The 26,385-nt window shown below is 48.9% G+C and carries 22 protein-coding genes; 13 read left to right on the top strand and 9 right to left on the bottom strand.

What is annotated here, in order from left to right:
* Positions 1–73 precede the first annotated feature (73 nt).
* Positions 74–949, top strand: coding sequence for a MurR/RpiR family transcriptional regulator (locus tag AOA63_RS06610; RefSeq protein WP_242848285.1), 876 nt, complete (start codon positions 74–76; stop codon positions 947–949).
* Between the two features lie 53 nt (positions 950–1,002).
* Here the strand turns inward: AOA63_RS06610 and AOA63_RS06605 are convergent, their stop codons facing one another.
* The 4 genes from AOA63_RS06605 to AOA63_RS06590 all read right to left on the bottom strand — a co-directional run bounded on the left by AOA63_RS06605 (position 1,003) and on the right by AOA63_RS06590 (position 5,520).
* Positions 1,003–2,355: an aminopeptidase C gene (locus AOA63_RS06605; RefSeq protein WP_053958958.1), complete on the bottom strand. Its 1,353-nt coding sequence runs from the start codon at positions 2,353–2,355 to the stop codon at positions 1,003–1,005.
* 102 nt (positions 2,356–2,457) lie between these two features.
* Positions 2,458–2,940, bottom strand: a complete 483-nt coding sequence (locus tag AOA63_RS06600; RefSeq protein WP_053958957.1) for a flavin reductase family protein — start codon at positions 2,938–2,940, stop codon at positions 2,458–2,460.
* A 272-nt stretch (positions 2,941–3,212) separates the two neighbouring features.
* Complete coding sequence (locus tag AOA63_RS06595; protein WP_053958956.1) at positions 3,213–3,572, bottom strand: hypothetical protein; 360 nt, start codon at positions 3,570–3,572, stop codon at positions 3,213–3,215.
* 181 nt (positions 3,573–3,753) lie between these two features.
* The gene (locus AOA63_RS06590) at positions 3,754–5,520 is read right to left on the bottom strand and encodes a proton-conducting transporter membrane subunit (protein ID WP_053958955.1); all 1,767 of its coding nucleotides are present in this window, start codon (positions 5,518–5,520) and stop codon (positions 3,754–3,756) included.
* A gap of 167 nt (positions 5,521–5,687) precedes the next feature.
* Here AOA63_RS06590 and AOA63_RS06585 point away from each other — a divergent pair, with 167 nt between their 5' ends.
* Complete coding sequence (locus tag AOA63_RS06585; RefSeq protein ID WP_171822633.1) at positions 5,688–8,864, top strand: DUF2309 domain-containing protein; 3,177 nt, start codon at positions 5,688–5,690, stop codon at positions 8,862–8,864.
* Positions 8,865–9,156: 292 nt separating this feature from the next.
* Here AOA63_RS06585 and AOA63_RS06580 read toward each other — a convergent pair whose 3' ends face one another.
* The gene (locus AOA63_RS06580) at positions 9,157–9,483 is read right to left on the bottom strand and encodes a helix-turn-helix transcriptional regulator (RefSeq protein ID WP_053958953.1); all 327 of its coding nucleotides are present in this window, start codon (positions 9,481–9,483) and stop codon (positions 9,157–9,159) included.
* Between the two features lie 283 nt (positions 9,484–9,766).
* Here AOA63_RS06580 and AOA63_RS06575 point away from each other — a divergent pair, with 283 nt between their 5' ends.
* From AOA63_RS06575 to msrA, 4 genes are all read left to right on the top strand, one after another.
* The gene (locus AOA63_RS06575; RefSeq protein ID WP_206742815.1) at positions 9,767–10,894 is read left to right on the top strand and encodes an FAD-dependent oxidoreductase; all 1,128 of its coding nucleotides are present in this window, start codon (positions 9,767–9,769) and stop codon (positions 10,892–10,894) included.
* A gap of 231 nt (positions 10,895–11,125) precedes the next feature.
* Positions 11,126–12,790, top strand: coding sequence for an IS1634 family transposase (locus AOA63_RS06570; RefSeq protein WP_053960636.1), 1,665 nt, complete (start codon positions 11,126–11,128; stop codon positions 12,788–12,790).
* A gap of 419 nt (positions 12,791–13,209) precedes the next feature.
* A complete protein-coding gene (locus AOA63_RS06565) occupies positions 13,210–13,839 on the top strand; it encodes a DUF4268 domain-containing protein (RefSeq protein ID WP_053958951.1) in 630 nt (209 codons plus the stop codon).
* A 114-nt stretch (positions 13,840–13,953) separates the two neighbouring features.
* Positions 13,954–14,505: a peptide-methionine (S)-S-oxide reductase MsrA gene (gene msrA / locus AOA63_RS06560; RefSeq protein ID WP_053958950.1), complete on the top strand. Its 552-nt coding sequence runs from the start codon at positions 13,954–13,956 to the stop codon at positions 14,503–14,505.
* 1 nt (position 14,506) lies between these two features.
* Here the strand turns inward: msrA and AOA63_RS06555 are convergent, their stop codons facing one another.
* Both AOA63_RS06555 and AOA63_RS06550 read right to left on the bottom strand, forming a co-directional pair.
* Positions 14,507–15,793 (bottom strand): NAD(P)/FAD-dependent oxidoreductase, encoded by a 1,287-nt coding sequence (locus AOA63_RS06555; RefSeq protein WP_082343802.1) that lies wholly within the window; start codon positions 15,791–15,793, stop codon positions 14,507–14,509.
* Between the two features lie 291 nt (positions 15,794–16,084).
* Positions 16,085–16,651, bottom strand: a complete 567-nt coding sequence (locus AOA63_RS06550) for a hypothetical protein (RefSeq protein WP_053958949.1) — start codon at positions 16,649–16,651, stop codon at positions 16,085–16,087.
* A 260-nt stretch (positions 16,652–16,911) separates the two neighbouring features.
* Between AOA63_RS06550 and AOA63_RS06545 the strand changes: the two genes are divergently transcribed.
* Together AOA63_RS06545 and AOA63_RS19720 are read left to right on the top strand one after the other, a co-directional pair.
* Positions 16,912–19,011 (top strand): FUSC family protein, encoded by a 2,100-nt coding sequence (locus tag AOA63_RS06545; RefSeq protein ID WP_053958948.1) that lies wholly within the window; start codon positions 16,912–16,914, stop codon positions 19,009–19,011.
* Between the two features lie 150 nt (positions 19,012–19,161).
* Positions 19,162–19,302, top strand: coding sequence for a hypothetical protein (locus tag AOA63_RS19720; protein ID WP_171822631.1), 141 nt, complete (start codon positions 19,162–19,164; stop codon positions 19,300–19,302).
* Between the two features lie 201 nt (positions 19,303–19,503).
* Here the strand turns inward: AOA63_RS19720 and AOA63_RS20180 are convergent, their stop codons facing one another.
* Positions 19,504–20,451, bottom strand: a complete 948-nt coding sequence (locus AOA63_RS20180; RefSeq protein WP_053958947.1) for a glycosyltransferase family 2 protein — start codon at positions 20,449–20,451, stop codon at positions 19,504–19,506.
* A gap of 23 nt (positions 20,452–20,474) precedes the next feature.
* Positions 20,475–21,557: a glycosyltransferase family 4 protein gene (locus AOA63_RS20175; RefSeq protein WP_053958946.1), complete on the bottom strand. Its 1,083-nt coding sequence runs from the start codon at positions 21,555–21,557 to the stop codon at positions 20,475–20,477.
* 173 nt (positions 21,558–21,730) lie between these two features.
* Between AOA63_RS20175 and AOA63_RS06530 the strand changes: the two genes are divergently transcribed.
* From AOA63_RS06530 to AOA63_RS06510, 5 genes are read left to right on the top strand one after another with little or no spacing between them, the layout of a single operon-like run.
* Positions 21,731–22,549, top strand: a complete 819-nt coding sequence (locus AOA63_RS06530; protein WP_053958945.1) for a DeoR/GlpR family DNA-binding transcription regulator — start codon at positions 21,731–21,733, stop codon at positions 22,547–22,549.
* A gap of 14 nt (positions 22,550–22,563) precedes the next feature.
* Positions 22,564–23,310: a hypothetical protein gene (locus tag AOA63_RS06525; protein WP_053958944.1), complete on the top strand. Its 747-nt coding sequence runs from the start codon at positions 22,564–22,566 to the stop codon at positions 23,308–23,310.
* 53 nt (positions 23,311–23,363) lie between these two features.
* Positions 23,364–24,260 (top strand): galactose-1-phosphate uridylyltransferase, encoded by an 897-nt coding sequence (locus AOA63_RS06520; RefSeq protein ID WP_053958943.1) that lies wholly within the window; start codon positions 23,364–23,366, stop codon positions 24,258–24,260.
* Entirely contained in the window at positions 24,261–25,406 is a 1,146-nt protein-coding gene (locus AOA63_RS06515; RefSeq protein WP_053958942.1) for a galactokinase, read from the top strand.
* Between the two features lie 23 nt (positions 25,407–25,429).
* The gene (locus AOA63_RS06510) at positions 25,430–26,356 is read left to right on the top strand and encodes an aldose 1-epimerase (RefSeq protein ID WP_053958941.1); all 927 of its coding nucleotides are present in this window, start codon (positions 25,430–25,432) and stop codon (positions 26,354–26,356) included.
* Positions 26,357–26,385 lie beyond the last annotated feature (29 nt).

The raw sequence follows: 26,385 nt of genomic DNA, 5'->3' as shown, positions 1-26,385 counted from the left end.
TGCTGCTAAGGATGTTGCTCTCTATAATAGATGCGGATGAATTACGGCATTGACAAACACATTAGGAGACAACATGGTGCGGACAAAGCCTATCACCTTGGAAACATTCCATGCACAAGTCGCAGCGGCAGCACAAACATCATCAATTAATCAGCAGATTGCGGAGTACGTCTCAGAACATTATCGGGAAGCATCATTTATGACAGCGAGTGAATTAGCGCATGCCATTGGCGTCAGCCAAGCGTCCATCACTCGCTTTAGTGTCGCCATGGGATTCTCCGGATTTACCGACTTTGTGCGCACGCTACAAGGGCTGGTGCGAGAAGAGTGGCACACGCCGGAACGGGCCGTCTATGTCCATTCTGAATGGGCTGGCCAGAAAGATTTATTAGTGGAACAGGAAATTCAAAATTTGGAAGGTCTTCCCGATCTCATGGCGGACAGTCATGTCGAAGCCATGGCGAAAGCCATTGCCTCGGCAAAGCGAGTCATTCTGGCTGGTGCCCGGGCATCCTCCACAATTATTCCCTATGCTGCCTATTTCTTAAGCAAGGTCAAAGACGGGGTGGAAATGGCGACACCAAATACGCCTGTCTGGGAGACTTTTGGTCTCGATCCGGATCCGGATTCACTGGTGGTTGCCTGGGTTTTTCCACGGTATCCTTTATCGTTAGTGACATGGTTGGAACGTTTGCGGCGACAAAATATCCAAGTGGCGGCCTTTACAGATCGCTGGGTATCGCCCGCAGTCCATTTGGCGGATCCGGTGGTTGTGGTGCCCGTGGCTAGTGCCTCGTTGTTTGATTCTTATGCCGCGCCATTTGTCCTGATTAATTATATTATTCGCCAAGTTGCAGCGCTGACGCCAGGATTACAACAACGCCTCGAAGCGTTGGAAGCTCGGGATCAAGCCAATCATGCGTTTTGGAACCGCCCTAATTCGAAATAAGGGTATAAGAAAGAGGGAGCCGTGCGGGTTACGGCTCCACGAATTGCTAACAGTTAATATGCTAGCGAGCCCATAGGATCCCATGGGGGTAATACAATCGGGTCATCATGCAGCGCTTCGAGCAGCTCGTCTGATAAGTACTTTTTGTGAACGACGACTTGATAAAGATATTCATCAAACCACGTGTCACTCATGACAAAAAATCCTTGGTTGCCGGGTTCAGTGCCCCAACTATTTTCGACTTTCCAGCGGTTCGGTTTGCCCTCAATAAGATTTACGCCGGTCAGAACCATCGCATGGGTCATCTGACTTTCTCCATATTCCAGACGGGTTGCCTTGTCCATGGTGAAGGGCACCCCTAAAGTGAGGCCATAATCAAATAGATCCGGATCCATAATCCCCGTTGTTCGGTCAGACATCTTGCCCACGTCACAACCAAACCATACGGGTTCATCGTCTAGTATCTGAGCTTTGGCAGCCTCTTTCAGGACGGGTATTTCGACATTGAGATAGCGAACGGGACGCCCTCCTTTGACGTTGCCTAAGAACTGGACAGTATAAGTTCGTCCAAACGGCTTATCCGCTGTTGGCGCGTGAATTAAGCTGACATATTGGTTAAGATCAATCCCAATATATTTGTCGTAAAATGCCTGGGGCGTCAAATTCACGTCTTGATGAAATTGATTGTCCTCGTCACGGAATTCAAAGGTGAACTTCCGGGGCGGTTCTCCTAAAAAATGCACCAGCATCTGATAGATATCCGCAACCATTTGCATCTTGCGTTCGGAGAGTTGAGAACTGTCTTCTCCTACCCGGTATTTTTCCCGCAGGATAAAGGCGTCCTCTCTGAGTTTAAGTGTTAATAAGCGGTTCATCAGCATGGATTGGCTACTATGGAACGTTTCCGGCATGATATATTTGGGCACGACACCGTATTTCTGAATCAAATTGACCAACATATCCCATTGGCCACCATCTTGCACCGGAGCTTGCAAAAGCCACGCAATAAGACGGCCATCTGTGGGTTCGTCTAATGTTTCCAAAATATTTTCCAAAAAATAATTCGCTTTTTCTAATTTGTCCCAGAACATCAAATAGGTTTGGGAGATTTCAAATTCTTTAATTTTATTCTGTCGCATTAACGGAACCCGTAGGGTGTTTAACCCTGCAAAGATCCAGCAGCGACCACTTTGACGCTGATGTGTGATGGGCCCAGAAGAAATTTCATGGGAAAAGGTAAAGGGAATCTCGGTGATATGTTGCGGATTGAGGGCAGCCGCTTGAATACCATGTTGTTGGACAGCATTAGCGACACGTGTGCGTAAGGGATCTTTGTGATACCGTTCGGAAAAGGTTTCAAGCCACTCAGGGGTAATGGCCGGATGGTGCTCGGTGTCGAGTTTCATGGTCGATAAGCCCTCCTTTGGCGTCAGATGGAAATCTATTGTGTCTGAAAGGAACAATCCGAAAGAAACAATAACAGGTCCGAGTCATTATCGGACCTGTTGTTAACCGCCATAAAACCATCCGGTGTCTCGCATCACAAGCGGAATCGCGTCAGCTTGCCGGACTCCGGCGTCTGTAACCTCCCCGACATAAACCGTGTGATCGCCTCCGGGCACGGTGGCTGTGACTTTTGCTTCAAACCACGCGGGGCATTCGGTTAACAACGGATACTGATAATCAGGTGAAAATTCAAAGGGATGGCCATTCAATTGACCTCCTTCGACCTGGGTGGGGCGGAAAAAGTCTGAGGCAATATTTTTCTGATCTTGTGCCAGCACACTAACCGCAAATTTTTGGGTTTTTTCAATTAAGGTGTGTAAGTGGCTATCTTTTTTGACTCCAACCATAATAAGCGGAGGCGTAAATGAGGCTTGAGAGAGCCAGTTGACCGTGCCTGCTGCTAATTCCTCACCATCCTTCACCGTGAGAATATAAAGGCCATACGTAATCATGCGTAGACTTTTCTTTTTGGCTTCTTGATCCATGAAGCATAACCCCTCCTATAGTGTAGCTGTGATTCATTACCATTCATAGCATATCAAAAAAGATTTGGCCATTTTTCTAATAAAGAGGGTTAAAACAGACTAGAAAACCAAGACAGCTCAATGGTCATAAACTGTGTTTAACGCGGCTAAAGACTATATGTGAGGGGGATAGACGAGGATCGGATTACCATCTTGTACCCCACTGAGCGGGGGACAAGCAAAGAGGATACGAAGAAATAAATCATCTTTCGTATCGTCTGCTTGTGCGCGCGTTAGGCGGCATTTTCGGTAAAATCTTGTTTTCGATGATGAGACAGCCGCAGTGACTGCCAAAGGGCAACACTAATCACGTCAATGCCCGCCATTACCGTCACAATCGTCATCGAGGGAGAACGTACAAATCCAATGTATAACGGAGATACCATCCATAAAGCTCCCAGTGCCGCACGCCAGAGGCTTCGCGACATCAAAGGCTTTTTATCCATAATGGCCATGATACTCAAGACAGTGATAGCCGCTGATATGACAAGACCCAAAATCTCATAGGACAAGAGATGGAGAGGGTCCATCGCTAAGACATCAAACCCAATCACCGCACCGAACACGATAAGACCGATATTACACCAGCGCATAAGTCTTTCACCTCCCAATTTTTCTTTTTCTTTCATTCCTTATACTTATAGTATAGCGCGTTATTAAACCTCTGTGGATAAAAGTTCCAGAAACTTAAATAAAAGTTTCTATCATGCCAATAATTTTGACCGGTATGCTGTACGACCATTTTGATCCCGGAGAGCCAAAGGCCTGCATTGCTTATCGGGATTTGAGTCCTGATATCTGATCGTGTTCCTCCTGGGGCTCAGCGTGCGTCCCCGACCCCAGTTTGCCAGATGAGACGGACGATAAGGTTAATGACCGCCGGCCAAGATGCGGGCCGAGACCTAAAGGCAATCTCGCCGTGACGAATCGTAACGGGCGGCTCACTTCATTGATATACCATTGATTGGCAGAGAAAACATATAACGTCTTTTTGAGTTCGTTAATGTGGGAGGCAAACGCATTGTCAGTGGAGAGCTGGGATAAGGGAAATTTGATGGCTAATGAGCTGATGATAAGAATTACCACCATGAGTACCAGCATGCCATATCCGCCTGGCCATCCAAAGTGGGAGGGTGAGGCAATGGCCGCTGAAAGAAAACGCTGAAAGGCGCTGACAGCGGTGAGATAAGCTGTGACGACAAGAGCTAATATTATGGAAAGCGATAGCGTCTGTCTCCATGAACGGGAATAGCGAAAAATTCCCAAGGTCGCTTGTGTAATAGCCGCCCAAGCAAACAACAACAAAATGCCTTGGCGCTGCCAGTCTATGATGGCTTGCCCCGTGATGTGAGAAATGCCGTAAAACACAATGGCGGGAAAGATTAACCCTAAAAACCAAATGGACCATGATACGGACCGCTCTGGCGAATTGGAATGGGGATGGGACACTTTACCCGATCCTAAAAACATCGTGGCTTTGAAGATGCCATGACTTACTAAATGGAAAATGACAAAGGCATAGGCAGCCAGACCGGCTTCCATGACCATAAAACCCATTTGTCCTACCGTAGAAAACACGAGACTCCGTTTTATGTCGTTTTGGGTTAACATCACACTGGTTCCATAAAATGCTGTCAAAAAACCCACGAAAAAGATAATCGACATCACCGAAGGTACAAGTATAAACAAGGGGCTCAAACGCGCTAGCAAAAATCCCCCCATGTTCACAACTCCGGCATGCATCAAAGCAGAAACTGGTGTTGGGGCCTCCAGTGTGTCAACAAGCCAAGCATGCAAAGGAAATTGTACCGTGCGCGCCATAATTCCGCCGAAGATTAACAGGGTAGAGATGGTTAAAAGAGCGGAGCTCGAGAGAGATAACACGGGTACCGGTTGAGTCTTTGACGATCTGAGAAGGTGAAAAAGAGCAAATTCATTTGCCGTGCCGTAGCTTACCGAGATGGCTAGGACTCCAAGCCCGAAAGCTATGTCACCGAGCACGTATGTTGCGAGCATGCGGCGTGTGGCCCGGCACGAGAACCAAGGGGTCGAACAATTTAAAGATACAAGATAGATAACCGACAGCCCCGTGAGCACCCAGAAGCCATAAAGCATAACAAGATTATTGGCCATAACCAACATCACCGTGGATAAGGTGGTCACGGTTAGAGCTGGAATAAACCGGTGAACATAATTTTCGCCGCGCATATAACGCATGGCATAGATGTGTACGAGCATGCTCACTAAAGTTACTAACAAGAGCATGACCGCTGTCAGCCGGTCGATGTAAAATCCAAAAGGCAAAACGAGGACCCGATGAAGAGACACAGATGTGTTGATGATGATCGGGGCTTTAATGGTACCCAGGAAAACTGCAAACGATAGGATGAACGAGAGAACCACCGCCGCAAAGGCAATGGGATACCGTGCAGAGTTAGACCGTGTCACGCTTAGACGCAGAACGGCAATAGCCACAAATAAAGACACGGGAATCATCAGCGCAAGAATATGGGCCCATTGCCACAATATATCAGAAACCAAAATGCCACCATCTCCTTGGCCTGAGACGTAAGACCGGGGTGCGTGCTCGGTACTTGCCTCTCGCTATGCTACTTCGTTATAATAATCACGATTTATTATTCACGACATAAACTTCATATGTCAATGCTTTGGTATCAAAAATAGGCCGGTTCACCATGGGCAACCCGATGGCAAATCCAGTAAGGAAAGGTGGGTCAACAATCAAGACCACAACGAGGGACACGTTACAAGATGATATTTATCACCCGGTTGGCCCTATGGTCGATGAGGCGGCGAAAATCATTGCACCTTTATGGCCGATACGCACGTTCATTGCCCGCAATCCCTTAATGGGTCTGGATGACCGACCTTTTCATGAGGCAGTGCAACAGGGCTTTGAACTCTTAGGACGACGAGGTTATCTTTCTGAGTACCAATTTCGCGAATTTTACCAATCCGGACGCATCACAGATGATGATCTTGACCGCGCGTTAGAAGTGTGGCACCATCGTCAGTCCCAAGAATTAGGTCGCGAAGCGAGCACACCGCGGCTTATCACCATGGGACTGCGTGAATGGATGCGCCGATTGTTTTTGACTCTTAGCGATCAATATGTCCCCGTTTCGTATTCTTCATTCCTCGGGAGTCCACAGGGTACGAATCGGGATTCAGCCACTGGTCACAATCAACACCTTGCGGGAGACAATGATAACGTGCTTTGGAGTGTTCTAGTTGACAAGCTCTCCCGAACATCCTCTTTTTCGCTAGACATGGCAAAAGAGAACGCAGCCGACGATTTCCTTCATCATTTTGCAGAGCAAAAATGGGATGCGGTCTTTTCCCAAATCATAGAAGACGATGTCCATCAAATCGGTCCGAAGATGACCCTTGGAGAATGGTGCGATAGCCTTCTTAACACGGATACCGTGGAGCAAATTAATGCGCAACTTATCAAGTGGTGTGCAGCATTTTTAGATGAGGGTCAGGCGGCCTGGCCTATGCCCGGCCGAGAAAAGGGATTATATCAAACGTGGAAGGAACTGGCCACTCGCGATCTCTGGGGACGGATTTTTGGGATTCGTGACTTTTCACAAAAAATTCAGCAGTTGCCTGACGACGCGGAGAAAGCTTTGCTCGCCCTTTTAACGCAACTGGGAATTGCTCGGGAACACTGGACGGCATATTTATCCCGTCATTTGGGTCAGCTTCCTGGGTGGGCGAGCTTCATTAAATGGCGTGCCGCCCAATCCGATTATATCTGGCAAACGAAATATCCAGCAAATCTTGTAGAGTATTTAGCGATTCGCCTGTTCTATGAAGCGGTTTTGGTCGAGACTGTCTGTGCTCAGACATGGGGCATAAAAGGATCTCTTCCTGATATCACGACCTATTTTCATAAACATCGTGCCGAATATTATGTCCGCCGAGAAAATAGACGGGAAGGGACAGCCTGGTTGGCATCGCCTTCTTTGAAGCGCCTGTTGGCCAAACACTGCGAAGGGACAGACCGTCGGCGTCAGAAGACCCCAGAGAAAGAATGGCAATTTCTTGCATCGGGAATTTACCGTGAACGATTGATTTATGATCAATTCCGCCAGGTAGAACACGTGTTTCGTGTCGTCAAGGACCTACATTTGGAGTTCGACCAGGTCAAAAAGTTATCAACGAGCGACCTCAGTGAACTGCTTTGGTGGATTAAGCTCTTTAACGATGAGGCCCGTGCCCAAATATGGCTTGAAGCCTTTGAGGAGCATTTTCGGCATAAGTTGTTACAAAGATTATCGGCCACGCCAAAACCGGTCCAACGGCTTCAGACGGATCGTCCGATAGCCCATATCGTATTTTGTATCGATGTGCGCTCGGAAGGATTTCGTCGCCATCTCGAAGAGATGGGACCTTATGAGACGCTGGGAACGGCTGGATTTTTTGGAGTGCCTATTCGCTTTCGTCCGTTTTCGGAACATGAGGAGCGCCATCTTTATCCGCCCTTGTTGTCATCGAATACCCTAATCGTCGAAGAAGCCCAGCCCGGCCAATTTAAGTCCATCAAGCGGCATATGAGCTTTTTCTGGGCAAAGCAGTGGCTGGAGCATCTCATTGCAGTGTTGAAGTACAATTTGATGGCGCCGTTCACATTTATTGAGGCTAGCGGTTGGACATGGGGAGTAAAAGCTGTTAGCAAAACATTGTGGCCCCGGGCTAGCGGTCAAGTTCGCGGTTGGCTTGGGGAACGGCTGGATCCCCCCGTTAAAACATTTTTGAGCCTTGGACACGGTTCAAGGGGCCGCGATCCCATTCACAGTGCTCAGGGCATGCCACAAGGTTTTTCCCTGGAAGCACAAGCGCAGATGGTCCGCAATGCCCTGAGTGTGATGGGAATCACACGGAATTTCAGCCGTTTGGTATTATTTATGGGGCATGGCAGCCATTCGGAAAATAACCCCTATGCCAGTGCTCTGAATTGTGGTGCCGTTGGAGGACACCATGGAGGCGCTAATGCCAGGGCTCTCGCTACGATGGCCAATAATCCAGATGTTCGCCGATTGCTCGGGCAGCAAGGTCTTATGATACCGGACGATACGCTATTTTTGGCGGGAGAGCATAATACGACTACTGATGAGGTCACTCTTTATGATCAGGACGCCGTTCCGCATTCACATCGTCAAGAATTTATCCAGTTGCGCCAGGCGTTACATCAGGCGGGAGTGCAAAATGCGCGGGAACGGTGTCTAACGCTGCCGGGAGCGTTATGTCGACCTGACGGATCCCGCGCGGTGCAAACGGTTCAGTATCGCAGTGAAAATTGGGCAGAGACGCAGCCGGAATGGGGATTAGCGGGTAATGCGGCCATGATTATTGGTCGGCGTGCCCTTACTGAGGACATCAATTTGGACGGACGCGTATTTTTGCAATCCTATGATTTCGAAGAGGATGCAGAAGGACAATCGCTGGAGGCCATCATGACGGGCCCCATGATTGTTGCGTATTGGATCAATATGGAATACTACTTTTCGACTTGTCACAACCCCGGATATGGCAGTGGCAGCAAAGTCACTCAAAATGTTGTCGGACTCATTGGCGTCATGCAAGGAAGTCAGAGTGATCTGCAAACTGGTCTCCCTCGGCAATCTGTGATGGATGGGGCCCAATTGCGTCATGAGCCTATGCGGCTTCTCGTGATTATCGAATCCCCGCCTTCTCGGATTGTAGCAGTTCTTGAGCGTCAGGCGTCGGTCGCACGCTTGGTGGTGAATGAATGGATATATGTCGTTGCCCGAGATCCCGGCGACGGTACCTATTGGCGCATTCGAAGCAGTGGGCAGTATGAGAAGCTAAATGTTGAGGCTCTCGAGATCACACGTTGAATAAAGGCCCTGGGGGGTCATGGAACTTAGGCTCTCGCTGTTCTGATGTCTTGGCTCTTGACGTCTTAGTCGGGTTCTGTTAAGAGTTCGCGGGATATGGCGTTCTTTTGGTCTTTCAGGGGATTTTCCTGCGAACTCTTATAATCCCAAGTCATTAACAATGAATTATGGGGGCACCTATCGTGCCGATTAAAGAAAATCCGAGAGATTTGCTGCCTATTTCGGTCTCTCTTGCTGGCGTAAAAATATGTGCTACCCTCTAGTCACGCCACGGCGTTATGGCATGGATGTTTTATTCTTCCCTAGGCGCATAGTGCAACGGCAGTTCGTGACCATTTTCGGATAGGGCCAAGATGGCCAACAGATCTTTAACGGCGCGTCCGCGCTGGGCAGGATGGCGCATGGGGAGTTCAGGATGAATTTCGCAACGATTACGTCGACCGTCCCGAAACCGACTAATATAGCCCTCCTCTTCCAAATCGTCGAGAATTCTTTGAACCGCCCGCTCCGTGATACCGACAATGGTTGCAATTTCTCTGGCCGTCAACGGGTTCTTGTCATTGCGAGCCAAACACAAGAGAACCTGAGAATGATTGGTGAGAAACGTCCAGTCTGACATAACGCCTTCCTCCATGTCTTCTAAAATGACGACATTAATTTCATGATAAACTAAAATCCCTTTGAGCGCCCAGAGATATTCGGCGCGTCATCGTCTTTCTTTTGGCAGCAGTGCCGGTTGAATAGGGCTATCGTTGGAGACGCAGAAATGACGACGAAGGACTCCGCGTTGTCTGAAGATGTCGCGGATGTTAGAGTAGGCGGGAGTACATGTTTTCGGTTATGTCGAAGGCTGTGGCTAGGGACAGAGCCGAGTAAAACTATCCATGTCGGACAGGGTGACGATGATGAAGACGAACAAAGGATTTGATGTGGCGATTATTGGAGCCGGAATAATCGGCCTTTTCGCGGCTTATTGGGCACGGCAAAAAGGCTTGCACGTCATTGCATTTGACCAGCATCATCCCCCGCACCGTTACGGTTCATCTCATGGTCTGAGCCGCGCCATCGAATATATCTATCAAGAACCGAGTAGACAGTATTTGCCTTGGATAAAAAGAACCTGGGAATTATGGCGGTCTATGGATCAGGCATTTGCTCCCTTCCATCTTCTGGACGTGAAGGGGGCTGTGACAATTTTTGATGAAGGCGATCCCCGAATAGCCCAACTGCAAACATGGGCTGAGAACTTGCAAGTTCCCTGTAAAATCTTGGGACCCTCTAGCCTCCGTTCACGCTTTCCTCAGTTATCCATTTCCCGTCATGTGGTGGGAATTGAGGAACAAAGTGCCGGAATCATTCAGGTAGAACCTTTCATAAGAGCCCTGATAACCTGGGGACAGGAGCACAATATTCAATGGCAATTTAATAAGAAGGTGCTAGCAGTTAAAGCCCATTCGGATCATGTTGAGATTAACACCGCAGAAACTGATTATATGGCGGCCCGAGCGATTGTGACTCCCGGGCCGTGGGTATCTCAATGGGATTTGGGGCTTCCTATCACTCTGTCTCGTCAGCTAATGCTCTGGGTTCCTAAAGCCTTGTTACCTCTCGCCTCAATGGTCAACATTGACCTCCGCGAAAAAGTTCGCATTGCATTTTTTCCACAGACCCAGAATCAGGGGGGAACCAAAATCATTGCCAATATACTGCTAAAAGCGGATGAGAAGTCCGGTAGTGCCATATCGGTGGAGGACATTCTGACGGTGAATGACCAAATTAGGCCGATTTGGCCCGGGATTGACCGGGCTCCTTTGATCCATCATGAGCCGTGTATTATGAGTATCACACCGGATCAAAATTTTTATATTGATTATTGGCCAGGCACTCAAAAGATTGTTATAGGAGCGGGATTCTCGGGTCGCGGTTTTAAATATGCACCGCTGGTTGGTCAATGGCTTGTTCATATGGTGATGCAAGAGACAATAGAAGATGATTTGTCGCTGTTTCGGATAAACCGCTTGGGCACTTGATCTTAAATTGTTGATCGTTGGGGCAAACCTAAGAGGATAAGGAAAAGACTAAGGTCTTTGATTATCCAAAGGAATATGTAAGGATAATAGATAGATGGAATAAAATTTGTTTGTAACAATATAAAAACTTACTTTCCGCACGTGGCGGGAACAAAAAAAATTATTTTTTTTGGGCTGATCGCAAAGGAGATTGGGTATCGCGTGGCGAAGTAATCTCTTATGAACACACCCATGCCGACACCTGTTGTTGTGGGGGCTGGACCGGTCATCCGAGCCCTCTGTGAGGAAATTGGATTCGTCGAGGCCATAAATCAGACCGTTGCGTGGGATTCGCAGCGTTGCCACCTGTCGCCCGGCGAACGGATTTTCGCGCTCGTCGTCAATTTGCTGACCGCTCGTCGACCTCTGTATCGCGTCCATGAGCAATTTCAGTTAACCGATGTGCCCTTGTTGTTTGGATCCGGCCGCACCGCGGCCGATTTTACGGATGATGCCCTCGGACGGGCTCTGGATAAAGTCGCCGCTGCCGGTGGCGCCACCGTCTTCAGTGCCGTTGCAACGCGAGCGCTCTTGCACGACCACGTGTGGACGCCCGATAGTCCGGTGTTTGTCCACTGGGATAGTACGACCCGCTCGGTCTATGGCACGTATCCGGACACCGGATCCGAGACCGGAGTGCATCCCACCTATGGCCATTCCAAGGATCATCGTCCCGATCTGCGTCAAATTCTCCTGACGCTGTTGGGGACCCGAGAAGGCATTCCGGTGGTAGGCACGGTGCAAGACGGGAATCTGAGTGATAAAACCCTCAATGCCGAGATGATTGCGGCCTTAGACGATTACTTTTCGCCTCAGCAACTGCAACAACTGGTCTACGTGGCCGATTCCGCTCTCATCACAGGTCCTAACTTAAAGGCAATGGCTGACCGTTCACTCCGCTTTCTCTCGCGTTGTCCGGAGACATTTCGAGCCGCGCACGATGCGAAGACGGCCGCCTTGGCGGCCAACGCCTGGGTTCCCCTCGGCAAAATCGGGGAGCGGGCCGATGCGGCCACCTATGCGGCTGCCGAACAGACCGGCGAAATTGAGGGCCGATCCTATCGGCTCGTGGTTTATCGCTCTGATCATCTAGCTGAGCGGAAAGCTCACACCATTGCCCGCCAGGTCGAACGGGCCCATAACCAGTTAACCCGGGCGGCGACTCGCCTCGCGGAGACCGTGTTTGCCTGTGCTCATGATGCCGAAGCGGCCGTGGCCGCTTGGCGGGCCACCGCCCAATGGCATCATGTCGAGGCGACGGTTGTCGCGGAAACGCAGGTCCCCAAACGCACGACCCGCGGGCGTCCCCGCCACGATGCCTCCGAACCGGCTACCACCACGGTATACCGGGTCCATCCCACCATTGGGGCAGTCGATGCGCAACGCGTGCAGGCGGCACAGGACCGGGCGGCGACGTTTGTCTTAATCACCAATCTGCCGGCCTCCTCCTTTGATGCCCGCCGATTACTCGAAGAATACAAAGGCCAGACGGTCATCGAACACCGTTTTCGCTTTTTAAAAGACCCGGCCTTTGTGGATGCGCTCTATGTGCACAAGCCGGAACGGGTGGAAGCCCTAGGTTATGTGCTCTTGCTCGCCGCGTTGGTGCTCAGTCTCATCGAACGTCGGGCCCGGCAGGCCCCGCCCCTTCCCACGCCGACTCGCGGTCTGTTGGCGCGGCCCACCGGGCAGGAGGTGTTACATCATCTGCGCGGACTGATTGTCGTGCCGCTGGATGCCCAGACCCGTCAACTCTTTGTTCCGGCGGTTCATACCCAATCGGTGGCGGCCATTTTGGCCGCATTAGGTTTTACGGACACGATTTACACGCAGGTGCCCCCTAGACCCTCGGGATAAATTCCACGGCTTTCACCCATCACGTGCGGAAGAGGAGTAAAAAGGTTATTCTAACAGTGTTAATAACAAAAATGACCATAAGGCCATGGCTAAGCGGAAGAGAAATCATAGGTCGCAACTTATCAAGATCCATAACGTGACCAAGGTCATACTGGGTCAATTTGTGCTGTGAGATTGTGTCAATCCACGGGATTCATGAATTTTCGAGTAAGTTGCAGATTTATGAGTGTCCAGCCAATGTGAGAGCCCTATTCTGCCAGAAGGTGGTTATGAGGGCGTTGTCATGAGTCTTTCGGAAGCGACAAGTCATTACAATAATCACATGATAATCATAGAAAAAACAAAGAGATGATAACAACATTATATATAGAATCATATAATATAAATTATTATAAGAAGAAGTTGTTTTTGGATATGAAATGTTTGATGTCGAAAAGGAAGAGGATATGGCCGGTTATTTAAAGCGATACGCTCGTTTTCAGCAGGCACAGGAGCACGAAGAGATAGTCATTAGCCTTCCCAAAGGGACCGCACACCAATTTCGTGTGTATCTTAGTCAGTTGAACTTATCGATGGATGAAGCAATCCAGTATTTGATTGAAGAGGAATTGCGGGATCATTCAGCGCCTGGGTCGCGTGCGGAAAAATATAAAGAGTTTTGGGCGTCAGTGATTCACGATATGGGAATCGAACGCACCCCATTGCCCCAGTCTTGGTATAGTTTTGCCTCTGGACATAAGGGCATTAGTTATACCTTATCTTTTGGACGTGATGGCCGAATCCGAATCGAACTCTCGATTGATACGGGAGATAAAGTCGCCAATCACCGCGTTTTTGAGGCTTTAAAAGCTCAGCGTCATGACATCGAACAGCATTTTCCGCGGGCCTTGACGTGGGAAGATCATGATCACCGACGTGCATGCCGGATTGCCTTGTATCGACCTGGGCGGATTCATGATGATAATCTTGAGGAATTACGAGCATGGTTTATTCGCGGATTATCCCTCTTTCAAGAGGTCTTTTCGCCTCTTTTGAAAACAGTGGTCTAGGTCATCAGGATAGAGCTTTCACCGCCGAATGTCTTGGTGATTGCCAGAAATTTGTTGGTCAGCATCCGTGCTATACTCAAAAACACAAGGCGTCAGAAGAGAGGAGCGGTGTAGATGGCAGCGAGCGACATGCAACCCGTGAGCGTTGCGACTTTTGCGGGTGGATGCTTTTGGTGTATGGTACATCCCTTTGATCAAATGCCTGGAGTCCTCGAAGTCGTTTCCGGATATACCGGGGGAACAACGGCAAATCCTACTTATGAAGAAGTTTGTTCAGGAACCACAGGTCACTATGAAGCGGTCCAAATCACGTTTGATCCGCGTAAAATCACATACGACCAACTCTTAGAAGCATTTTGGCGCCAAATTGACCCAACGGATAATCAAGGTCAGTTTTACGATCGTGGTCCGTCTTATCGTCCGGCCATTTTTTATCATAATGCCCAACAGCGTGAGTTAGCCGAGCAATCCAAAGCCCGTTTGAAGGCGAGTGGCCGGTTTCCGGCTCCCATTGTTGTTCCGATCCTGCCTGCTGGACAATTTTATCCCGCTGAGGCTTATCATCAAGATTTTTATCAAACCCATCCCGAACACTATCAACGGTATCGCCGTGCGTCAGGGCGGGATATTTTCTTGGCACAATTTTGGGGCCCTTCATCCGAGTAACTTATGACGACGCGGCATCTTGGGATTGGGCAAACAACGCAGCATGCTGGCCAGCAACGTAGCCCGTGGAAAAAGCCACAGTAATATTGTAACCACCGGTGTGAGCGTGGACGTCAATCACTTCTCCCGCAAAATAGAGTCCGCGGCATCGTTTAGAGGCCATTGTGCGGGGATCAATATCTTTAATTGACACGCCCCCACCTGTGACGGTGGCTTTTTCCAAAGGGAGGGTGCCTGTTATGGTTACGGGAAAGTTCTTGATGGTGTGCACCAGGGCTTGAATTTGGACATTAGATAATTGAGCGAGAGGAAGCGAGCTTGAAATCTCGGCGCTTTCTAATAAGACCTCGGTTAACCGTTCCGGCCAGGTTTGGTTCATCATAGTCTTCACTTGCCGCTTGGGAACTTGATGTCTGGCGTGGTAAAACGCGGTTGTCAGGTTATCGGTAAGCTCATGAGGCGCTAAATCAATCCAGGCGATCATTGCGGCATGTGGATTGTGGCGCAAGGCCGTGGACACATAATGACTCAGCCGTAATGCCACCGGTCCGGTTAAACCGAAGTGACTAAAGAGTAAATCACCGGATTCGGTGGTTAAGGTTTTGTTATGGTCGGTTAGACGCACCATAACATTTTGTAATGATAAGCCCTGCAATCGTCGCTGAATGATGACGGCGGCATTACTGGTGAGGGGAACTTCTGTGGGATAGGGATCGACTATGTGATGTCCCAACGCACGAGCCCACGGATAAGCGTCGCCGGTACTGCCGGTAGCGGGTACGCTGGCACCACCGGTTGCCACGACGACAGCCTTGGCGTGTAGAAGGGAACCGGAAACTAACTCAATTCCATCAATCATCCCGTCGCGTGCCTGTAAGGCTGCGACTGGGCTGTCTTGGAGAATTTTGACACCTGCCGTTAACAGCTGGTCGACCAGGGCCTTGACGACCGTGGAGGCCTTGTTGGATTGTGGAAAGACGCGTCCGCGGTCTTCTTCTTTTAAGGCTATGCCGAGGTCTTCAAAAAATTGGATAATTTCGCGATTACTGAACTGTGATAAGGCAGAATACATAAATCGGCCGTTACCCGGAATGTTTTTTATCAATTCATCCAAGGGCTTGGCGTTGGTGACATTGCATCGTCCTCCCCCAGATATGGCTAATTTGCGTCCCAGCTTGTGTCCTTTTTCCACTAATAGAGTCGTGGCCCCAGCGTTTTGGGCCGTAATCGCGGCCATTAATCCACTAGGACCGCCACCAATCACAATGACATCATAATGTGTGCTCAATCCACTGTCTCCTGATACTCCTGATATATCCCTTGGCGAAATCAATTATCTTTTGACTATACCATGATGGTCGCCAAGGGGTAAAGAACACCAGTATTGCGCCAATCTTTAGGACGGGCTGCGAATCGGGGCAATGGAGTACAGAGGGACATTTTCCTGAAGAGCGTTTGCTCATGGCAAGTGATAAACCAGAACGAGATGGAAGAAGGGGAGAGAAAAATAATCATAAATGCTTAGGCACAGTCACCACCATATCTGAAATTTTTATATCACCATCCATATGAATCCCCATCATGGGATGACGATCATGACCCCGAAAATGAGTGCTAATAATGTGATTTGCATGCGCATAAACGGTAAGACCTGGCGATGTAAGGCAGCAATAGCCTGAGTATTTGCCGAGGGCTCTTGGCATAACTGTAGGATTTTTTGATTGGCTGGGCGAATTTTTAAAAAGCCAATCACGAACATTATGGTCAATAAAACACCCAGTCCAATAATGTACGGATTCGTCAGGAGAGCCCCGGTTCGCGTGGTATTGGTGACTAAAGCGACACCGCTTATCACAGTGAGAAGGGCAACCGATGGATTGAAAGTCATCATACGCGGCAAAAACCACCGGAAAAAAGCGGTTTGCGCGGGCAAAGGGGTTTGTAAGAATCCCGGAATCAGAAAAAGGGTGACGAATGTGTCAGTTCCGAGCCAGAGACTCGCGAACAGCACATGGATATAGAAAAGGCCCATGAATCGTCGCAGCCTCCAAAGCCCGATGATGATAAGCATGAGCACAAGTCCGAACCCGCGATAGACATTTTGGGGAGATTGCCAGAACCATAATGTTCTAAATTTCTTAGCCATTAGCTATGGGCCGCCTTTGCCACTTGAAAAGTTTCGACAGGATAAGATTCGGGAAATTCGTATCATGTCAAATCCATTCCCGTGTTTAATATGATACGCTAACTCTCAACCTTGTCCCAGACGTCTCATCCGAAAATCGATGGGCCCACAGAGCTCGTTTTTGTGTTTATAACCTAGACATCCAATAGTGATTCGGGTCGGTAGGGGTTGTTGTACGGTTCTGGTATCATACAGGAGGACATGACACAGGAGATTGGAATGTGAACACAATCAATACCAAGCGTATTTTGAGCAATTTGGCTACGCATGACCCGGCCCAGTTGCACGTTACGGCAGGATTTCGTAATGCCCTTGGCATTGTTTTGCCGCTGCTTGTGGGGACATTGACGGGCCATGTTTCAACGGCCGTTGTGATGGCTGTGGGAGCTTTAGTTTCGGGCCTGGCCGGTTTATCAGGCACAATCCGCCAAAGATTGCGGACGATGACCTTCGCAGTATTATGGATTGGCCTTGCTTCGTTCTTAGGGAGTGTCGTGGGGCATTCCCTTATGGGCATTATGATTGTGACGATGGTTAGCGGATTTCTAGCGGGCATGATGGTCGCATTGTCTCCGCAGGCCACACAAGTAGGAACATTAGCAACGATAGGATTAGTCATTTTTTCAGGATTTCCAGCCACGCCGTATTTCGCGGGCATTCAAACATTACTAGTTATCGCCGGCGGCATGTTGCAACTGATATTAATGATAGTGTTGGCGATGATTGTGCCTCAGGCCACCGAAACGGATAGTGTGGTGGCCGTCATCAAGGCACTGACCGACTATATCCAACATCCCACCCGGCAATATGACTTAAACCTGTCTTATGCCTTGGCTATGGCCGAAGGTCAAGTGCGAGATTCCCTGATTTCGCCCCGTTACCGGCAATATTTGTGGGATGTGCTACGTCAGGTACAACAAATCCGTTTGTTGTTTGTGGATCAAATTTTGGAGACTAAAGTCCGAGATGGAACGGCTGTTGTTCCTATTGTTCCTCGTAACATGAAAAGCATTATCTCAAGTCTTGAGATTGCGGCCCAAGAACTTCGCCGCAAATCTAAAAATGTGCGTCTTAATCGTCCTTTTATGAGACATCCTCTCATGGGCCAAAGGCTAGATTCCCGCTCACCCGTGTCTTGGAGCTTAGTGCCTCTAGGCCCCTTCTCCCCTAAAAATCATGTTACACAGGCGGTAGAAGACCTGGTGACATTAGCTAAAGCGCCGCCGAATAATATTCTTGAGGATGGCAATACCGTTCTCGACGTTCCAGTTGAGCCGATTATTGAACCGATCGCGATGATGGTGACCACGTTGAAAGCAAATCTGACGGGGCATTCGGCAGCATTTCGTCATGCCCTGAGAATGGCGGTGATTTTGGGATTTGCAGTATGGCTTTATGGGACATTGGCATTGTCACGGGGGTACTGGGTGCCGTTAACAACATTAGTCATTCTGAAACCCGATTTCTTTTCGACCGTGGTTCGGGGCGTGGCGCGTGTTCTAGGGACGATTGGTGGCGTCGTGCTGGCTACTGGGTTAATCGCGTTGCCCCTGCATCCGCTCATCTTGACCTTAATCTTTTTGGTCGTGTTTGCCGTGGGGTTGTATACGGTATTTTCCTACAATTACACATTATTTAGTGCCTTTATGACGGCAGAGATTGTTGTGCTCCTGTCATTTTTTGATCACTTATCACCTGTTAAAACCGTACAAGAACGGGTTATCGATACGCTTATTGGTACGGCATTGGCCTTAGCCTCGTATTTATTATGGCCCCGTTGGCAAAAAACCTCGGTGGCCGCAGCGATAGCCGACCTGGTTCAAAGTCAGCGCCTGTATTTTCAATTCCTAATTATGCACTGTGAAAGCACTATTTTAACGTTGGATCAAACGGCTTTTTATCGTTTGCAAATACAACTGGCGCGCACTAATGCGTTGTCCTCTCTGAATCATGTTTTGAGTCGACGGGACAAAAGGCCAGTCGATGTTGAAGCTGCCTCAGGCTTATTGACGGCGCTTCATCGATTTGGTGAAGCGCTGCAGATTTTTCATACATATTGTGTGCAAAAATCGTTACGGGTGCAAGATAAGACGAAACAGGCGGGGGAGCTGACGGCCCTAACGAGGTCTTTCGTGGAAATACTTGAAGGTATCGAACAGACTTTACGAACCGATCCGAGACACATTCCAGCGACGCTGATAAAACGTTACCTGGACCTGCAACCCGGGCGTGACCCGAAGACCTTGGAGACCCACGAAGCGTTCGTGGCGCAGGCGCTTTACAGTCCGATTGGAACGATGATGCGCATGTTTCCCTTATGATTTCCTGTATTTTTCAGCATCAAATTTAAGACGAATGGCATCGAAATATGGCATAATAATTGTACAATTATCGCTAAACCATGCCTGTTTTACCGGTAAAGGAGAACGCTTACGAAGTACCGAGGGAATTTTCGTCAAATTATTCACGTCTTGGAACGACGGTTGTTACAATTTGCGCTCAAAAATATTTCGCAGGCACAATTGATTATGCGGCAGTATTTGCTATGGCGGTGGTATTACCGCTTGGTTTTTCCGCAAACACTGGCGCCACTCTCCATAATTTCTCGCTAATCTTTCTTAAAATTAGCGTTGACGGCGGCGCAAAGAGAAAAAATGACTTCGATCACTTGTGGAGATTAGGGATAAGCTCGTTGTACTCAAATAGTCTTTTGCAATCCGAGGTTACTTCCCTCCCTAGGACCCAAGCATGCCTGCTGGGGATTTTTTGCATCCAGAGATTACTACCACTCTCTTTTTTAAGAATTGTAGAGGCTATGTTGAGGGCTTCTCATGCAAGAAACCCATATGGGGAGGGGGGACTGTGGGATTATCCACGGAATACTGCGGACCATTAGCATTAAACAGAAAAAAGAGATCCTCCGCATATTGCACATATAGATCCCGGTTTTTTTGCACAATCAATCGGTATAAATATTGTTGATTAGCCTGGTTAAATTCACGCGACATGGAATGGGGGCGTACCCGATAAAAGAAATAAGGTTCGGGTATGGCTACGCCGTGACAGCCGTGACGTAACATCCGGATCAGACTTTCGTAGTCTTCCATTCCATATTCCATGTCGGGATCATTTTGGCCATAGGCTAGGAAATGGTCGCGAAGATACACTAAGGCACTCGTATTAAGAGGATTATGGAAAAGGGCATAGGGCGGTTCAGGATTCCACGTTGGCCAAATATGCTGATCGGCTCCAAAATATTGTGCCCAACAACCGACAAAACTGACGTTATCATAGTGCTGCAAAATTTTGATGGCCCGCGGATAATATCGGGGATCGACTTTATCATCAGCATCAAGAAAGGCCAAAAAGGTTCCGGTCGCTTTTGAAGCGCCAAAATTGCGGGCCCTAGCGAGACCTTGGTTCGGTGTGCGATAAATTGTCGTATCGGGATATGTACGGGCAGCCTTGCGTAAGGCAGCAATACTGACCCCATCCGTTGAGCCGTCATCGACGACAATGATTTCTTTAATCAACGATGAGGGAAGCTGCATGAGACTATCTAAAGTTTCGAGAAGATAAGACCCCAAGTTATAAAAGGGAATGACAATGCTTAGGTATCCTTGTTTGGAGACCGGTTTAAGTTCGGACAAGGGAGTAGGGCGGATGACGGGAAAGGACCGCGGCGGTTCTGAACGCCGCAGCGAGAGGAGATAGTCCATTTTCTTTTCGTAAATGGATGCGGGATCGGTCCATTCAGCCACCCGAATTCTAGCCTGCTGTCCTATTATGGCTTGCTGGTCCGAAGAAAGTTCCGTGGCTTTTTAATTGTGTGCCCCAATTGTTCTGCCTGACACAAAAAGCCACTTTCACCGTCAACGATGACTTCGCTTTGCCCTCCACTTCGGGTCGCTACCACCACGCATTCATAACTCATCGCTTCTAACAAAACGTATGGCAAATTGTCAAAACGTGAAGGCAAAATCACACAGCCAGCTTGCGCATAAAGAACCCCGAGTTTTTCCGGCGGCATGGCCGGGTGCAAATGGATTAAATCTTTTCGTAAATAAGATTCATATCGCTTTTGGATATAGGACTTAAAACGGGTAGCTTTGAGATAATAAGGGCTGTCATTGCCGACAATATCCAGGGGCCAGGCAAATCCATTATTCCATAAGGGCACTAAAGCTTCCAACAAGTCTAAAATTCCTTTAAAAAACTGCAGCCGGCCGACATATAATAGCCGTTTTTGGCGTGAGGTGTTGAGAGGTTGTGAGGGCAAGCGATAAGGATTTGGAATGACTGTCACCCGAAGATCAGGAAGACTTTGGGTTAACGCTGTTCGTAAAAAAGCCGAAGGGGAGATAACCCCATCAGCGGCCCGTAAACTAAAGCGCTCTAACTCACCCGTCCAATAATCGGGAAATTGATAGGTGGGGGCACGGTCAATGGGATCTAGAAGAAATTTGGGATTGTGAGCCGTTATGATTACAGGAATGTTCACAAACAGCGGATCCAAAGTGCGTTTACGCTGTAATAAATGCGCACCAATACCTAAATACTCCTGACTCTCGATGAAATCCGGAGGGCCTTCACGGATAATCAAATCTTCGACAATCTTCGCATAAGAATAACTGAGTTTGGCAGCAAATCCGAGCATGAGATGGGAATCGGCCAATAACGACGAAAACCGGATGACACGAATTCCCTCGATAACCATTTCCTTCCGGCCTTGTGCTTGCTCATCATATACCACGACCGTAACTTCATGTCCATGGTCCTTAAAAATCTGAGCGGTTAAACCCGCATAAGTAGCAATCCCACCGCCGAAAAAAGGGGGGAATTCTGTGGTGAGTAACCAAAATTTCAACGTTTTTGTCCTCCAGTCATCATGCAAGATGCCGTGAATTCGCCATAATGGCCTTATGATACCAAAAAGGATCAACTATTGCCTGACGTCATACTTTGAATCACATTAAATAACAAAAATCTGTGATTATCTGTGAGAAAAATGCTATGATATCACGAAGGAGGCAAAAACCTTTGAGACCCCGGGAACGACAAGAAAAAGTGTTAACCTGGATTGCCAAACATGGGAGTGGTTCGGTCAAAGATCTCGCCCGGGAACTGGGCGTTTCGGAGATGACGATTCGACGGGACCTGCGAGTATTACAGCAGCACCGTTTGTTGGAACATGTTACAGGAGGCATTGAGGTTAAGCGCAGTGCCACGGAATTGGCGTTCGAGGTCAAGCGCCGGCTTTATCAAGCTGAAAAACAAGCTATTGCCAGGCAAGCGATTCAATTGATTGAGTCAGGGATGACCATTGGTTTTTCTGCGGGCACCACAACCTGGGCCATTGCTCATGCTTTGCGGGGATTTCGCCATTTGACGTTTGTGACCAATTCCACCAATATTGCATTGGAATTGCAACAACAGGGATGGTCTCACATTATTTTGACCGGAGGCAATTTTCGGACGCCGTCTGACGCCTTGGTGGGACCTTTTGCGGAATATACAGCCCGCCATTTACACACGGATTTGTTGTTTTTGGGCGTTCATGGTCTGGATATAGAAGAAGGAATGAGCACGCCGAATATTCAAGAGGCCGCTATTGACCGCGTGTTTATTCATCATGCTGAGCGAGTGGCCGTTGTCATGGATCCCACCAAATGGGGAATCAAAGCCTTAGCGCATATCGCTCCCATCGAGGAAATCGATACGATCATTACTTGCGAGAGTCCATCGTCTCGCCTTTTTGCTCCGCAGGTAGCAGAAAAAGGCGTGGAGATCATTCTGGCTCCGGTCAATTCAGGAGAAATAGAAAATGCCCATAATCCTGATACATCCGAAGAGGCATAAGAAGGGCGGGATGTGTGACGACATTATGGAGATGTGAAACCAAAAATCATGAGGATGGACGAAAAAGATGGTATTACACGGCAATGCCGCCAATTGCACCGCGTAGCCGGATCAAACCGCTCGCTACGGTTGTAACAGGATCTCAAATTTTAGCCCAAGAGCTGGCGTGTTCTTTGGATTCGTCTCAGCCAGTAATTCTTGTCGGAGCAAAGCCTATTGCGAATTCATCGATTTGGTGTTTGCCCCCTGTCTGGACAACGCCGGAAGTGTGGGAGTTGATTAGCCATCAATATACTATTCACACGATTTATCATTTGGCGCCATGGGATATGGTCGACATCAACGATCCAGCCATTGTGTTTGAACGAATCCTGTCAGAGAGCTCAATGTTGATGGCGATGGTCAAATCCTTGGCAACGGGTGGCTTATTGATGATCACTCCTGACACAAACAGGTGTTCTCTTGTGCGCAACAAGGCGTTCGCCGAAGCCATGGGTCAACTCGAACGCCAAATTGTTTATGTGGCACAGACCGAATTGTGGCCATACGCATTGTTGCGTTGGCCGTTTTGCGGGGAAGAACCGGATACCATGTCCCCAAATTCATGGGATGTCATCAGGGCGTGTAAAGAGGTCGGGCAGTGCTTAAACCAGGCCATAAACCAGGGGATGATGTCGCCATGTTCACTCGCCAGTGGGGGTCCTGCCATGACAGGCGCTGTAGAAATTTTCGTGCCGGGTGTGTCTCAAGAGACCAGATGATCTCCCCATTATACCTATCCCAATCCCAATCCCAATCCCAAGGAGGGAACTGAGTGATTGTCTTGCGGCAAGATCCGTTAACGGAAGAATGGGTCAGTTTAAATGCCGACCGTCAGGAGCGCCCATTGACGGCCGGGCAACGGATGGGCTGTCCCTTTTGTCCAGGGGAGGGAACTGAAGTGGGAACGGTACCTTTTGATGTGGCAGTCTTTGAGAATAAGTTTCCAGCATTTCATGCGCCGGGCGCATCCGAGGTCGTGGTTTATTCTCCGCACCATCACGATGATTTAGCCTATGTGTCGCCGGAGCATGCCACTTTAATTTGGCATGTGTGGATGGATCGGACAACACTATTGAGGCAAGACCCGAATGTCCAAGCCATCGTCGTTTTTGAAAATCGGGGTGGTAAGGTAGGCGCTAGTATTGCTCATCCTCATGGCCAAATTTATGCATATCCGTATATTCCCCCGCGGTTACAGCGGGAACAGCGGCAATTTATGTCAGTCTGCCCATTGTGTGATGCTCACAAACCGCATGGTCCCCTCATCGCCGCCAATGAGTTCTGGCGCATAGAGGTTCCTTATGCTCTGCGTATGCCTTATCAATTGTGGCTAGTGCCTAAGCGCCATGTGCCACATATAGCGGAATTAACTGACGAAGAAATCTGTGAAGGTGTGCGGATGATGCAGCATATTGTGCGCACCTATGATACCTATTTTGGACTTCGCACAGCGTTGGTGATGGCCTTGTACCAGGATGTACAGAAGGATTCCTGCTACCATTTTCGCTGGGATTTTCTTCCGATTGATCGCGGGTCGGGAAAAATTAAGTATTTGGCGGGATCAGAGCTTGCAATGGATGCTTTCGTTGTCGACATGACTCCAGAATTTGTCGCGACCTCCCTCGAACCGATTTTCCACCGGATTCATCAAGAAAAGAGGATGAATTAAGTGCCAGTAAGAGAAAAAACCTTCGTCAATCACTTCGCCCAGTTATTTGGGGAATCGCCTCAAAGTGTGTGGGAATCTCCTGGACGCGTCAACCTGATTGGCGACCACACCGATTATCAAGGCGGCTTCGCTCTTCCGATCGCGGTGCCTTACAGCACGTGGATTGCCGCTCGTTTACGACCGGATGAGGAAATTCACGTATATAGCGACTATCTTCATGATCAGCGGGTTGATCTTTCCCTTAACGCCGTATCTCAACTGGCCAAAAACAAGCCGTTGTCCGGTTTGTTGGGCTTTGTTGTGGGAGTATGGGATTTATTAGGTGTGAATACGGGTGCGAATATTCTCTTGATGTCTACCCTGCCTGTGGCTAGTGGCCTCTCGTCGTCGGCCTCTTTGTCCTTAGCCCTATTAGCCGCCCTATCCGATCTCACCGAACATCCTTATGATGCTAAGACGCTGATCCGTCTCGCCCGCCAAGTCGAGAATGTCTATTTAGGTGTTGAGTCAGGAATTTTGGATCCGCTGGCTATAGTGCGTGGGCAAAGAGATTGTGCCATATTCGTCGATGCCCTTGCGGAAGAGGGACAGCCGGTTGCCTTTCATTATGCCCAAGCCGGTAAATTGCTTTTTATCATTGATACGCGAACACCGAGAACTTTAGCAGGAAGTGGCTATCATGAGCGTGTTAAGGAAACGCAGCGAGCGCAAGACATATTGGGAATACCTTGCCTACGTTTTGCATCAGCGCACGATATCGATCAACTGACTGACCCTGTTTTGCAAGCACGTACGCGGCATATTGTCAGGGAAAATCAGCGAGTACAATCGACTATCGCAGCGGCAGAACGGGGCGATTGGAATCAGGTCAATCAGTTATTATGGGATAGTCACCAGTCCTTGTCGCGAGATTTCATGGTCTCGACACCGGTATTGGATGAAACCGTGGCCTGGTTACAAGACATGGGAGTAGGGGCTCGCATGACGGGAGCTGGATTTGGCGGCTCAGTCGTTGCCCTTGGCGATAGTGACCAATACACGGCTATTGAATCTGTGTTGACCCGGCGTTACCGAGAGCAACGTTGGACATTACCCCGCGTATTGACCGTTCCCCGCCCCGCCGACGGGCTGCATAAGGTCTTATGAACCAGAAAGAAGATGATGGATGAATGATGGACCTCGTTCATCTCGAAAATTCCTATTGGGCCGTCACCGTGTGGCCACAATGGGGGGCCACTATAGGGCAACTGATTCACGTACCCAGTCAACAATCATTAATCCGGGGGCCTTTGACTTCGCAAAAACTCGATCTGGAACCCTATTTATTCGGGATGCCTTTATTGTTTCCTGCTGGGCGCATAGCAAACGGCCAATTAAGCTATGGGGACGAACACTGGCAATGGCCTCGTAATGACACGGCGGGACCCAATCATTTACACGGTTTCTTATGGAATCAGCCTTTTGACATCCAAATCAGATCGTCGACCCATTGTGTTCTGAGCCCCTCTCCCGACACCCTATCCGTCCTCACCCATTACATGCACCAACCTTTAATGGTCCGCGTGGAATATGCCTTAGCGCAACAGTTTTTTATGATGCGCGCCTCATTTACCAATTTCGGTCGACGTGTGGTTCCTTTTGGTTTTGGATATCACCTCAATATTTGTCTTAAGACTCCATGGCAATTATCGCTGCCGCCCGGGCGCCCTTGGATTATGGGTCCGGACTTAATGCCTGTCCGTTTGGCCATGGCCGGCGAACTGGCCCATGCTGAATTTTTGACGTCGCGGTGGAACCCAAGGGACCTGGTGTGCGATGTGTGTTATACGGTCCATACGCCTCAACACCATGTGGTGGAACTTGAGGATGCCGAGCGGCATCAAAAGATTTGGCTGCACGCGTTTTCACCGTTTCGTCACTGGGTTTTATATAGGCCTCATGAAACCGCCGACTTCATCAGCGTTGAACCGTATACCTGGGTCCACAATGCTCCTCATTTGGCCTACCCAGCAAAGTTCACGGGCTGGCGCCTCTTAGAGCCCGGACAAAAAGTCGACACCTTATTAGTCTGGGAGTGTGCCATGGAAAGAAAATGAAAAGAACAAACCCTCACCGAACGTGATCG

Origin of the sequence: Sulfobacillus thermosulfidooxidans, from assembly GCF_001280565.1 — a bacterium.
Lineage (GTDB): Bacteria > Bacillota > Sulfobacillia > Sulfobacillales > Sulfobacillaceae > Sulfobacillus > Sulfobacillus thermosulfidooxidans_A.
Note: the sequence above shows the minus strand (reverse complement) of the source record. Positions and strands in the feature narration are given on the sequence as shown.